The 12,365-nt window shown below is 47.2% G+C and carries 10 protein-coding genes; 4 read left to right on the top strand and 6 right to left on the bottom strand.

Annotation, left to right across the window (positions count from 1 at the left end; genetic code table 11):
• The 5 genes from ACOJS8_RS15200 to ACOJS8_RS15180 all read right to left on the bottom strand — a co-directional run.
• The coding region (locus tag ACOJS8_RS15200; RefSeq protein WP_420149392.1) for a 3-hydroxyacyl-CoA dehydrogenase NAD-binding domain-containing protein at positions 1-1,987 on the bottom strand (1,987 nt) is incomplete at its 3' end.
• Between the two features lie 9 nt (positions 1,988-1,996).
• On the bottom strand, positions 1,997-2,587 hold the full coding sequence (locus ACOJS8_RS15195) for a nucleotidyltransferase (protein ID WP_420149391.1): 591 nt from the start codon (positions 2,585-2,587) through the stop codon (positions 1,997-1,999).
• Positions 2,588-2,604: 17 nt separating this feature from the next.
• The gene (locus tag ACOJS8_RS15190; RefSeq protein ID WP_420149390.1) at positions 2,605-3,075 is read right to left on the bottom strand and encodes a MarR family winged helix-turn-helix transcriptional regulator; all 471 of its coding nucleotides are present in this window, start codon (positions 3,073-3,075) and stop codon (positions 2,605-2,607) included.
• A 269-nt stretch (positions 3,076-3,344) separates the two neighbouring features.
• Positions 3,345-4,775, bottom strand: a complete 1,431-nt coding sequence (locus tag ACOJS8_RS15185) for a T9SS type A sorting domain-containing protein (RefSeq protein ID WP_420149389.1) — start codon at positions 4,773-4,775, stop codon at positions 3,345-3,347.
• A gap of 542 nt (positions 4,776-5,317) precedes the next feature.
• The gene (locus tag ACOJS8_RS15180; protein WP_420149388.1) at positions 5,318-6,571 is read right to left on the bottom strand and encodes a peroxiredoxin family protein; all 1,254 of its coding nucleotides are present in this window, start codon (positions 6,569-6,571) and stop codon (positions 5,318-5,320) included.
• An 88-nt stretch (positions 6,572-6,659) separates the two neighbouring features.
• Between ACOJS8_RS15180 and rsmH the strand changes: the two genes are divergently transcribed.
• Positions 6,660-7,565, top strand: coding sequence for a 16S rRNA (cytosine(1402)-N(4))-methyltransferase RsmH (gene rsmH / locus ACOJS8_RS15175; protein WP_420149387.1), 906 nt, complete (start codon positions 6,660-6,662; stop codon positions 7,563-7,565).
• A gap of 72 nt (positions 7,566-7,637) precedes the next feature.
• On the top strand, positions 7,638-9,179 hold the full coding sequence (locus tag ACOJS8_RS15170) for a YifB family Mg chelatase-like AAA ATPase (RefSeq protein ID WP_420149386.1): 1,542 nt from the start codon (positions 7,638-7,640) through the stop codon (positions 9,177-9,179).
• A 21-nt stretch (positions 9,180-9,200) separates the two neighbouring features.
• On the opposite strand, the gene ACOJS8_RS15165 is transcribed toward ACOJS8_RS15170, so the two are convergent.
• Complete coding sequence (locus ACOJS8_RS15165; protein WP_420149385.1) at positions 9,201-10,058, bottom strand: helix-turn-helix domain-containing protein; 858 nt, start codon at positions 10,056-10,058, stop codon at positions 9,201-9,203.
• Positions 10,059-10,147: 89 nt separating this feature from the next.
• Here ACOJS8_RS15165 and ACOJS8_RS15160 point away from each other — a divergent pair, with 89 nt between their 5' ends.
• Both ACOJS8_RS15160 and ACOJS8_RS15155 read left to right on the top strand, forming a co-directional pair.
• Positions 10,148-11,089: an NADP-dependent oxidoreductase gene (locus ACOJS8_RS15160; protein ID WP_420149384.1), complete on the top strand. Its 942-nt coding sequence runs from the start codon at positions 10,148-10,150 to the stop codon at positions 11,087-11,089.
• Positions 11,090-11,133: 44 nt separating this feature from the next.
• Complete coding sequence (locus tag ACOJS8_RS15155) at positions 11,134-12,129, top strand: YhdH/YhfP family quinone oxidoreductase (protein WP_420149383.1); 996 nt, start codon at positions 11,134-11,136, stop codon at positions 12,127-12,129.
• The last annotated feature ends 236 nt before the right edge of the window (positions 12,130-12,365 follow it).

Below are 12,365 nucleotides of genomic sequence, written 5' to 3'. Positions count from 1 at the left end.
GTTCTGGATCGCCGGTCTGGTAAAGATCAGACGCGCGAGCGGCCATTTCTTTGGTGCCACCACCCGCCGGAATCAGCCCAACGCCTACTTCTACCAATCCAATATAGCTTTCGGCATGAGCCACTACGCGGTCGGCGTGCAGAACGGCTTCACAACCACCGCCCAGCGTGAGCGTATGCGGAGCCACAATAACCGGAATCGACGAATACCGCAACCGCGTAATGAGCTTCTGAAATTGCGCAATCATCAGGTTTACTTCGTCGAACTCCTGCTCAACGGCAAACATAAACAACGTAGCAAGATTAGCGCCCGCCGAAAACGCTTCCGTCGAATCGTTGCCGACAACTAAACCCCGGAAATCTTTCTCTGCTAACGTAATGCCTTTCAACAGTGCTTCGGATACACCCTGACCGAAGGTGTTCATTTTGCTGCGAAACTCGACGTTCAGAATGCCATCACCAAGATCGTAAATGGCCGCATCCGAATTTTTCCAGACAATGTTGTTGCTCGGTCCGTCGCCACGCAAGTTTTCCAGAATAATAAACGTATCGGTTCCTGGAATGGGCTTGTACGTCTTCGTTGGAATGTCGTAATAAAACCGCTTACCGTTTTCAACTTTGTAAAAACTCTCAATGCCAGCGTCGAGCATTTCATATACCCATTGTGCGGGCTTCTGGCCAAGCGACTCAATAAGTTCAACTCCTTTTTTTACACCAATCGCATCCCAGGTTTCAAACAGGCCCATTTGCCAGCCGAAACCTGCCGAAATAGCGGCATCGATCCGGTAGAGTTCATCCGAAATTTCTGGAATCCGATGCGTAGCGTAGCGGAAGCCGTCGGCAAAGGTTTTGCGGTAAAATTCACCGGCTTTATCCTGGCCAGCGAGTAAAACCGGAAAGCGTTTTTTAAGGTTATCAATCGCTTTCGTGCTCTCCAATGTAGCGAATTTAACCTTCTGCGATGGCTTATACTCAAACGTCTTCAGGTCGAGCGCCAGAATCAGCGTTTGCCCTTTTTCGTCTTTCGTTTTTTTGTAATAACCCTGCCCCGTTTTGTCGCCGAGCCATTTGTTTTCTATCAACTTCTTTACCGACTCCGGTAACTCGAACGACGCCCGCGACTCGTCGTGCTCCATTTTTACGAGGTTGTTTGCTACGTTGACGGTTGTGTCCAGTCCCACTACGTCCGATAGCCGAAACGTACCGGATTTCGGGCGACCAACTACGGGGCCAGTCAGTTTGTCAACTTCTTCAACGGTCAAGCCTAGTTCTTCCGCTACGCGAATCGTCTGAATCAGCGACTGAATACCGAGCCGGTTGGCAATAAAACCGGGCGTATCTTTGCACAGAACGGTCGTTTTGCCCAGAAACAAATCGCCGTATTGCATCAGAAAATCAACCACTGCCGGATCGGTATCGGGGCCGGGAATGATTTCAAGCAGCCGTAAATAGCGTGGTGGGTTGAAGAAGTGGGTACCGCAGAAATTCCGGCGAAAATCCTCGCTACGTCCTTCCGTCAGCAGATGCATCGGAATCCCCGACGTATTCGACGTAATGAGCGTACCAGGTTTGCGAAATTGCTCAACGCGCTCATAAACCGAGCGTTTGATGTCCAGCCGTTCCACAACCACTTCAATCACCCAATCGTACGTAGCAATGTCTTTGAGGTTATCATCAAAATTGCCGAGCTTGATACGTTGCGAAAGGGTGGCGCTGTAGAGCGATGCCGGGCTGGCTTTAAGCATTGACTGGAACGCATCGGTTACGATTCGGTTGCGCACTGCCGGACTTTCGAGGGTCAACCCTTTGGCAGTTTCAGCCTCGTTGGGTTCTTTGGGAACGATATCCAGCAGCAATACATCGACGCCGATATTGGCAAAATGAGCGGCAATACGTGAGCCCATAATGCCTGAGCCTAAGACCGCTACGCGTCGGATGGTACGATTTTTAGTTTGGGATGTTTTGGGTTTGTCTAAAGTCGCTTCCATGGTTTTGGGTTACTCCTTATTTCTTGCTTGTATTTTTAAGAGTTCATCGACATCGCTCTGGTCTTTCGGGCGGCCCGTTGCCCGCTTTTCGGTAATCAAATCATTCAGTTGAATAACTTTAAATGATATGCCATCGAACATTACGTCAAGCGCCCGGGCGTAGCAGGCGTCGAAATCAACATCGCGAAACGCTTTCAATTGGTAACCTAAGTCGAGCGTAAATCCGTATTTCCCGACGGCTACAGACGTCCAGCCGAAAATTAAAGGGACATTTTTTAGGTGAGCAGCTCCCGCCACATCATTCTCTTCCAACGCCAGAATCAGATTTGCCTTATTCTGTTCATTGGATTTTAACCATAAATCTATGTCCTGTGTCGTTCGGATGTGTCCGTGAACGACGCCTGCCATACCACCTACCAGCAAAAACTGAACCGTATATCGATTCAGGCTTTCCAGCAAACGCTGTACGTCTTGGTCGGCTATGTTCATATTTTTAGGCGGGTTCTTAGGATTGGCATGATACAGTTTCGATGCTACGTTCATCAGCCGTGTAAAGGCTTTCAGGTGGTTTTCTGACAGGTTTTGAACAGTAGCAGACATACGTTCTGTAAGCTAGGTTAATCCAACGATAATTCTTCGGTTTCGGTGGCTTTGATACGTGCGTTTTCTTCTTCTACCATTCGATTGATTTCTTTAATGACGTCGAAGAAAACGACTAGTTTATCGAGTGGAATTTTCTCGCGAATCATGTTATTGAACAGAATTACGCCATCGCGGGCCATCTCCCGTTTGGCTTTTCCTTCGTCGGTCAGGTAGATTCGAACAAATCGTTTATCGTTTCCATCTACTTCCCGACGTATCAATCCGCGCTCTTCCAGGCTTTTCAGCATTCGAACCAGTGACCGTGGCTCCATGCCTAACAGTGGACCAATTTTCGTCGCGGGTGTGCCTTCATCAAGGTCAATGTTAAGCAGTACGTAGCCAATGGCCATCGTAATGTCGAAGCGGCCTGCATAGGCGTTGTACATGCGCGAGATCGAATGCCAGGCCCATTTTATGTGAAAATCAACGGTTTTCTCCTTTTTCATTGCTGATGTCGCCCCCTCAGTTTTAGAGTGTAAAGCTACTATTTTTTTAGAAATTAGTATGCTTGCATACTGTTTAATACGCAGATGCTGAAATTATCCCGTGTTTTACCCACAAGGCATAGGTAGCAGATAAGAAATACTTTCTGTTTTATGAATAAAGAATATCCCGTCGATCCTGAAAAGTTCAGAATCAACGGGATATATGGCGTTATAAACTAAGGAGCAACGGACGCTGATCAGTCTTTTGTCCTGATTGAAGAAAATACGAGCTACTTCACTATTCTCCTGACAAAATACTGATCGCCTATTCGAATACTTACTACGTACTGACCGACTGGAAGGGATTGTGTATTAATCGTGTGCTGATGCGTCTGCTCTATTTTTAGAATGCTTGACTTGCTCCATCGTTTACCCATCAGATCAATGATTTCAATGTCTGCTTCTCCGTTCTGAGTTGACTGGATACGGAGGTTCAACTGATCCCGAACCGGATTGGGCGATAACTCAAGTAAAGATGTTGTATCGCTAAATACAATCGAAAGGATTTTGGAAAAGTTAGCCTGGCCACTTACATCGACTTGTTTAATCCGATAATAAACAGGTCCTGTATGGGCCTTTGTATCAGTATAGCGGTATGCTTTTTTGTTTCCGGCCGTAATGAGTGGGGTACTTATTGGATCGCTAAGGCGCTTGAAATCAATCGCATTTGTAGAAAGCTCTACTTCAAAGTGATCATGATTTACTTCGAGCGATGTTTCCCACTCCAACTGAATACCTTCTCCGACTGATTGAGCACGAAAATAGGTGTATAAAACGGGCAAAGCAGGTATAGTACAGGTTGATACGGTGACTGAGTAGGTCTGTACATCACTGACTGCGCCAGCTGAATTACTATCGGTGACTTTTAGCGAAACAGCATATATACCTGCAGCCTGGTAGGTGAAGGTCGGGTTCTGTCCAGTTGTTTCGAACGTACCATTTCCATCCAGATCCCAGGAATACGTGTAAGCAGGTGTACCACCAGTTGCTGTACCATTGAACGTAACGGTTTGAACAGACTGACCCGTCTGACAGGCTGTAGTAGACGTAAAATCAGAAATAAGTGGCGCTTCGACGGCGGGAAGATTGGTGCTTGTGTAGCATTTGGGGTTTAGACTCTGACAGGTAAGATTGGAAGGATTACAAAACGTGTTCAAATCCTGTACCTGATTACCCCACCCAAGCAAAGTCGACAATAAACTAACGGATTGTCCACAGTTATACGTAATCGGGTAGCAAAGGGTAAATGGCCCCTGGCTGAAGGCCTGTGCGTAGCATTGGCTCTGACTGTAGGTTGTTGATCCTATTTTATACTCAAATCCGAAATAAAAGCCGTAGCGTGTTTGCGCTGTTACGTCAAAATCTACACAAATTTGAGCAGAAACTGGAGTGCCGGGCGTGCACGAGCTGGAAAGCGGATTTCCATTGGCATCGGCTAGGTAAACGCGCTTTACTTTTATATCGCTTGACGAACATCCAGTGCAGGTGGTTAATTGAGCAATGGCATCGTCTGAAACTAAGCTTATAAATGCAAAAAGGAAACTGATGAAGAAATAACGAATCTGCTTGCTGGGCTTGTTCGGTTGAACGTTGAATGTGACATAGCGTGAGACTGCTGCTGGAGAATACGTACTCGAATTGGTAAGAGAAATTTTTTTCATTGATATATGCGGATTAGTTAAATACAATTCACACTTGCTGAGCAAGTGAACGATACATGCTCAGCAACTTTCAGCGAGTAGCTAGTCGATAAAAAAGGTCGGTCTGCCTGGTAGGCAGTGCAAAAGAGGCTGACTAAAATGACGTTCTGTCAGTCAGGATTTAGTTAAATTGGAGGAGCTGAGGATCGTGTTAGACAGTGCTAACATCAAGAACAAATTACAAACTAGCCAGACGATTTAACTTATTGATGATCTGATTAGGATGCTTGTTAATTCATTCCATTAACGTATTAACGATACGAAAGTTTAAATTAAATATATATGATAATATAACATATAATGCGGAATATATACTTTTTAAATTTATTAAACGGTTGAGATTTGTATTAATTTTTTATTTCTATAGTATACTAATTGGTAATATGGCGATTAAGTTTGACATCGCCTGACGTATTACTGACAAGGATCTAACTACGGCCAGATAGGTTTTGTCGAGTATGTCTGAAAGTAAACAAAGACGAACGAGTGCTTCGATAAACCGATTATTCCGACAGTAGTTTGTCCACCAACCGGTTAAACTCTTCTACGTATTGATCGTAATATTTGCCGGTACCGGGGCCGGAAAAGCCCGTGTGAATATGCCGAACCTTTCCTTTTTTATCGATAAAAATCGTCGTTGGAAACGCGACAACCGCGTTGAGGTCGGGTAGTGCTTTTGAGGCCTCTGCCTTATCGTTTGTACCGGCGAGAACAATCGGATAATCGATCTGGAAGCGTTGTTTCATTCGCTCAAGTTTGGGGCCGGATACCGCCATATCGGGCGACCGCTCAAAGGATAGCCCAACAACTTCAACACCCCGCTGCTTATTTTTTTTGTACCACGGGCTCATGAAGTTGGTTTCGTCCATGCAATTTGGGCACCACGAACCCATGATTTGAACAATGGTTACTTTGTTTTTAAAACGAGGATCAGCTAGTGAAACTTTGTTGCCGTTTGGCTCAGGAAACGAGAAGTTCAGCGTTTTAGCGCCGGGTTTTAGATAGGTTAGTTTAGCCGGGTCAGGAAGTTCAGCTTTCGGATCAAAATGCGCTGCCCAGGGTTCGTAACCCGATATCCCCGCCCAGAGTCCGCCCGTTAGGGTTTTGGTGGCCGGATCATGTCTGGCTTTGAACAGGTACACGTGCGAGCCATCGAAACAGGAAAGAAACAGGCTATCGCCCACTACGTTACCGTCCAGAAACCGATAATCGCCGGTTGGCGTCAGAAACGTACCCGATAATTTACTGCCTTGCTGTTCGAAAACCCCGACTGCATTTACCGTATCGACCTTGCCGGTTTTGCTGCCGAAATCGGTGGCCCATTTACCTGTTACGTTGGTAGACGTAGGTTTTTCGTCTTTCGTAAATCGGTACGTCTGGCCGTATTGCGCTTCAAAAGGCAATGTTTGTGGGGTTTGATTCAATCTCCGCCGACGATAAACACCCCGTAGCGTATTACCCTCTATCTTTGCAACTAATTCTGACTCAAACAAAGCCATCGGAATCCGAAGCGAATCGCCTTCCAGGGTAGCTGGGTCCATCGGCAGCCGCTCATTACCGTTCAGAGCAAAAACGGTATACGTCTTTTGAGTACCGGCCGACGGCTGAATATCCAGACCAAAGGGCAGGTCGCCACCACGCGTTTTCAGAACGGCGCGATACTGACCAGGTTTCACCGTAGCAGGAGTTGACTGGCAGGAAGAAGCTGTTGGTAAAAACAGCAGCGCAATGGCAGTGATGGGGAGGAGATTTTTCATTGTTTCGATAAATTCAAAGTGCAGGTTGTATAGAACAGCTAAGCTTCAATGTCCAAATTAACGACCGCTCACGTCGGTTAGTTTCTGAATGAGTAATTACCACGAACCTGTTTTGTTACAAGCCTGCATCGACGGGCTGAATCTGCAACCCGGCGGTACGTATGTCGACATTACGTTCGGTGGGGGAGGACATAGTCGCGAAATACTACGTCAGCTCGACGGAGGGCGTTTGTTTGGCTTTGATCAGGATGCGGATGCAAAAGAGAACGCCCAAGCTATTGGCGACCCTCGCCTTACGTTTGTAGCCTCTAATTTCCGGAATATCAAGCGGTACCTGCGTCTTTATAAAGCCGATCAGGTAGACGGTATTCTGGCTGATTTGGGCATTTCGTCGCACCAGATTGATACGCCCGAACGTGGTTTCTCAACCCGTTTCGATGCTGATCTGGACATGCGTATGAATCAGCAGGCCGACCGTACTGCGCGGGACGTAGTGAACGAATACTCGGAGGCTGATCTGCACCGCATTCTTGGTATGTATGGTGAGATAACCAACGCCCGAACAGCCGCCAGCGCTCTTGTTTCGGCCCGATCGAATCGACCGCTGAAGACCATAAATGACCTTAAAAATGCTTTGCAGCGTTTCGCCCCGCGCGGGAAAGAAAACAAGTATTTCGCGCAGGTTTTTCAGGCATTACGTATCGAAGTGAACGAAGAATTACAGGCTTTGGAAGAATTCTTAGCGCAAGTGCCTGACATTTTAAAACCGGGTGGACGGTTGGTTGTTATGTCGTATCATTCGCTTGAGGATCGGCTGGTAAAAAACTTTATCAACAAAGGCAAGTTTCAGGGCGAGGTTGAGAAAGACCTGTTTGGCAATGAGCTGAAACCGTTACGTTCCATTACGCGTAAGCCTATTGAAGCTACTCCTGATGAGATTTCCCGCAATTCACGTGCCCGCAGTGCAAAGCTTCGTATTGCGGAGAAGATTTAGGCCGACGTTTTTGTATTGATTCTATGCTACGTAGTTTTGATACGTATTTTATAAAAAAGTTTACTTATTCCTATGCTTGCCAAAACCTTCGGTGCGGCCGTTTATGGCGTTAATGCCAGTATCATTACTATTGAAGTTGCTGTTGCGCAGGGCCTGCATTTCCATCTGGTTGGCTTACCCGATAGTGCCGTTAAAGAAAGTGAACAACGTGTTGAAGCCTCACTGAAATTTTTTGGCTACCGAATGCCCCGCCAGAAAGTTGTTGTCAATCTGGCCCCGGCTGATGTTCGGAAGGAAGGCTCGGCATACGATCTGCCCATCGCGCTTTGTGTGTTACAGGCATCCGAGCAAGTGACAACCCAGCGGAATCTGGACGACTACGTTATTATGGGCGAACTGGCCCTCGACGGTACGCTACGTCCTATAAAAGGGGTTTTGCCCATTGCTATTGAAGCCCGAAAAAAAGGCTATAAAGGATTCGTGCTACCCGTCGAAAATGCGCAGGAAGCGGCTATTGTCAATCAACTGGACGTTATTGGGGTAAAGACTATGCAGGAAGCTGTGGAGTTTTTCGAAGGTAAGAAAGACATAGCACCAATAGTAAGCGATACGCGTGATTTGTTCCTGAGCCAGATTAATGCCTACGACGCCGATTTCTCGCATGTTCAGGGCCAGGAAAATATCAAACGGGCGATGGAAATTGCGGCAGCGGGCGGTCATAACGTTATCATGATTGGGCCTCCCGGTGCAGGCAAAACCATGCTCGCCAAGCGTTTGCCAAGTATACGTCCACCGCTTACGTTACAGGAAGCCCTGGAGACGACAAAGATTCATTCCGTTGCGGGTAAGCTTGGTTCGCGAGCTAATCTGATGGCGACAAGACCGTATCGTAGTCCTCATCATACCATTTCAGATGCGGCTTTGGTTGGCGGAGGCAGTTTTCCACAGCCTGGTGAAATTTCATTAGCGCACAACGGGGTCTTGTTTCTGGACGAACTGCCGGAGTTCAAACGATCGGCACTGGAGGTGATGCGTCAGCCGCTCGAAGATCGTAAAGTGAGTATTTCGCGTGCAAAATGGGCAGTCGAGTTTCCGGCCAGTTTTATGCTCATTGCCAGCATGAATCCGTGTCCTTGTGGCTACTACAATCATCCTGAAAAAGAATGTGTTTGTGGACCGGGTGTCGTACAGAAATACCTGGCTAAAGTAAGTGGTCCGTTGCTCGACCGGATTGATTTACACGTAGAAGTTACCCCCGTATCCTTCGACCAGATGACGGCTAACCGACCTGCCGAAACCAGCGAAGCCATTCGAGAGCGGGTGATTCGGGCGCGCGACATTCAGACACTACGTTTTACTGACAAGCCCGGTGTTTACTGCAATGCCATGATGCCATCGCAAATGGTTAAAGAAGTGTGTGAAATCAACGATGCCGGACGCGCTTTACTACGTACCGCTATGGATCGCCTGGGCCTTTCGGCGCGCGCCTATGATCGCATCCTGAAGGTGGCACGTACCATTGCCGATTTAGCTGCCAGCGAGGAGATTAAGATTGAGCATCTGGCCGAAGCCATACAATATCGGAGTCTGGATCGGGAAAGCTGGGCAGGATAACCTACCGTAAAATCGCTTAGCTTATGCAAGAGCAGTGGATTTTTGCTTCATCTGTTTACGGAATATAGTTGGGCTGAGTCCCTTCTGTTTGCGAAAAAATTTATTCAGATGGCTTTCATCCGTAAAGCCCATTTCGGCAGCTATCTCATTGATACGCATATCACTATGTAGTAAACGAGCCTCAATCAGCTTGGTCCGGTAATTGGTGATGTACTGTTGCAGGGTCTCGTCCGTGTGCTTCTTAAAATAACGGCCGAGATACGTTTCGGAAATACCAAAGTGCTGACTGACGGTTTCTACGCGTATTTTTTCCGGTTCGTAAATATGATTCTGAATGTAGTTCAGAATCTCCAGCGCTCGTTCGTCGGTGTGCGCATTTACCTGTTCGGGCATATAGCGCGCAATGTTCCGGGCAACAACCACAATCAGCGTATTCACCAATTGAGAAACCAGTTCTTTATTGTAAAGATCATGGTTCGCATATTCGCGTCCCATTGCCTCCACAATGGCTTTTATCAATAGTTTGTCAGGCTGATTTTTCAAAATACAGCCGGGCTGATGGTTAGCATTCTGAAGAATGTATTCCAGCCGTTGAATATCAGCCGTTCGAAAGCTGTTCGACTTGATATAAATGTCGGTAAACCGCAGAAAGAAGAACTCGGTCGTGGTCTCAATCGTAAACGAGTGGCAATCTTCCGGAGTAATCAGAAACATATGACCGGCTCGGTAAGCGAGCTTATTCTGGTTAATGCATTGAACGCCCGTTCCCGAAAGAATGTAAACCAGCTCGAAAAACAAATGCCGATGTTCCGATTTGGGACATTCGTCCAATGTCTTGAAAATAACGTCAAAAGGTTCGTGCAGACTTTCCCGTTTCACAGCACAAATGTACCGAATTTGAGAAAATTTATACCGGAAATATTCACTTAAGCCAGTATAATTTTGTATTGTCAATTAAAAAGAACGTAATGAAAGCAATTGTAATAAACGATTTTGGGGATGTGAATCAACTCGTTCTCACCGACTTGCCGAAACCGGTTCTTAAAGCAGATGAAGTAATGGTCCGGGTAAAAGCGCTCAGTATCAATCCGGTCGATGTGAAAACGAGGGCGGGTAAAGGTGTAGCTGGCCGAATCAAAAACGAATTGCCTATCATCTTAGGCTGGGATATTTCAGGGACAATCACCGAAGTTGGCGCGCAGGTAACGGATTTCAAAGTCGGTGACGACGTATTTGGTATGGTTAATTTTCCAGGTCATGGAAAAGCGTATGCCGAGTACGTAGCGGCTCCCGCTAACCAGCTCGCCAAAAAACCTGATAACGTTTCTTTTGAAGAGGCTGCAGCCGCTACGTTAGCTGCGCTCACGGCCTACCATGCTCTGGTAAAAGAGGCTTCTCTGCAATCTGGCCAAAAGGTGTTGATCCATGCTGCGGCTGGGGGCGTTGGTCATTTTGCCGTACAACTGGCCAGACATCTGGGTGCTTACGTAATTGGAACCTCTTCAGCGATTAATAAAGATTTTGTCCTGAGTCTGGGCGCTGATCAACACGTCGATTACGTAGCACAGCCATTTGAAGACGTAGTGTCCGATGTCGACGTAGCGTTAGATTTGGTAGGGGGAGATATCAAGGAACGATCGCTGGCAGTTGTAAAACCAGGTGGTAAGCTCGTCAGTATTCTGGGTATGTCGGAGGAACTGGCCGCGCAGGCAAGGGCAAAAGATGTTACAGCTACGGCCTTTCTGGTAAACTCTAATGGAGAAGATATGCATCAGGTTGCGACTTTGCTGGAGAATGGCGTGCTAAAATCATACGTATCACAAACGTTTCCGTTCGCGAATATGACGGAAGCTCATCGGCAGCAGGAAACCGGTAAGACAAGGGGGAAACTCGTTGTTACGCTTGACTGACGGAAAAGCGAACGTATCATCTTCACGAACTAACTTAGTTCATTATGGATAAGCTATTCAAATGTCTGCTCGTTTCGGCTAACGTAGCAGGTGGCTATGATGCCGTCGTCACAACAAAACGCATCAGTGATTTACCGCCCGGCGACGTATTGATTCAGGTGCGGTATTCCTCACTGAATTATAAGGACGCCTTGTCGGCCTCGGGCAATAAAGCCGTTACCCGAAGCTTTCCGCATACACCCGGTATTGATGCTGCGGGCGTAGTTGAAAGGTCGGCTAGCGCCGGCTGGAAACCTGGCGACGAAGTGATCGTGACGGGTTTTGATCTGGGGATGAACACCAGTGGTGGTTTTGCAGAATACATTCGGGTGCCCGCAAAATGGATCGTAAAGCGGCCCGACAATCTGACGCTACGTGAAAGCATGATCTACGGCACAGCTGGTTTTACGGCCGGGCTCAGCATAGCGGCATTACTGAAAAATGGAGTAATGCCCAATCAGGGAAGCGTACTTGTAACCGGTGCTACGGGCGGTGTCGGATCGGTAGCCGTTGGTATCCTACACCGATTGGGTTATGTTGTTACTGCGTTGAGTGGAAAGCCCGAATCGCATGATCTTCTTCTATCGTTCGGGGCAACTAGCGTTATTCCGCGTGCAGAAATGGAAGATTCATCCGGGAAAGCACTATTGAAACCTCGGTTTGCGGGCGCCGTCGATACGGTAGGTGGTTCCATTTTGGCAACGGTTGTCAAAAGTATACAATATGGCGGCACTGTAACCTGCTGCGGCATGGTCAATAGTGGTAATCTGCCGCTCACCGTTTTTCCATTTATTCTTCGGGGTGTACAACTGGCCGGGATTGACTCGGTGGAATTTCCCATTGAAAAACGCGACGCTATCTGGCAACAGCTCGCCAACGACTGGAAACCCGCTTCACTGGAATCATTGACTCACGAAATCGGTCTGGAAGATCTACCCGATGCCGTTCAAATGATTCTGAAGGGGCAAATGCAGGGTAGAACTTTGGTACGTATCGATTAAGGAGATTTGCAAGACCTACAAACTCGGTTCAAACAACTGATTATCCGAACCGATGCCCCAAAGCAAAGGAACAGGACGTACTGAAAATTAACTATTCCGATACGCTCCCACTTATCCTGAGCACCTTCCCGATCGGATAATGATCAAAATACTGAGCGATAAATTGTGAAGGGAGTAAGGACTTATTTGTGCTGTTTGTTTCTTTCCGAGCCTGATTTTTAAGACGTTTGGTCCAG

Origin of the sequence: Spirosoma sp. (assembly GCF_048594605.1) — a bacterium.
In the GTDB taxonomy this organism is placed as follows: Bacteria; Bacteroidota; Bacteroidia; order Cytophagales; family Spirosomataceae; genus Spirosoma.
The sequence above is the reverse complement of the archived record's forward strand: the minus strand, read 5'-3'. Positions and strand labels throughout refer to the sequence as shown.

Bases quoted from the DNA above. Each gene is read 5' to 3' on its own strand.
- ACOJS8_RS15185 (WP_420149389.1), bottom strand. From the start codon at position 4,775: ATGAAAAAAATTTCTCTTACCAATTCGAGTACGTATTCTCCAGCAGCA.
- ACOJS8_RS15170 (WP_420149386.1), top strand. From the start codon at position 7,638: ATGCTTGCCAAAACCTTCGGTGCGGCCGTTTATGGCGTTAATGCCAGT.
- ACOJS8_RS15190 (WP_420149390.1), bottom strand. From the start codon at position 3,075: ATGAAAAAGGAGAAAACCGTTGATTTTCACATAAAATGGGCCTGGCAT.
- ACOJS8_RS15195 (WP_420149391.1), bottom strand. From the start codon at position 2,587: ATGTCTGCTACTGTTCAAAACCTGTCAGAAAACCACCTGAAAGCCTTT.
- rsmH (WP_420149387.1), top strand. From the start codon at position 6,660: ATGAGTAATTACCACGAACCTGTTTTGTTACAAGCCTGCATCGACGGG.
- ACOJS8_RS15180 (WP_420149388.1), bottom strand. From the start codon at position 6,571: ATGAAAAATCTCCTCCCCATCACTGCCATTGCGCTGCTGTTTTTACCA.
- ACOJS8_RS15160 (WP_420149384.1), top strand. From the start codon at position 10,148: ATGAAAGCAATTGTAATAAACGATTTTGGGGATGTGAATCAACTCGTT.
- ACOJS8_RS15155 (WP_420149383.1), top strand. From the start codon at position 11,134: ATGGATAAGCTATTCAAATGTCTGCTCGTTTCGGCTAACGTAGCAGGT.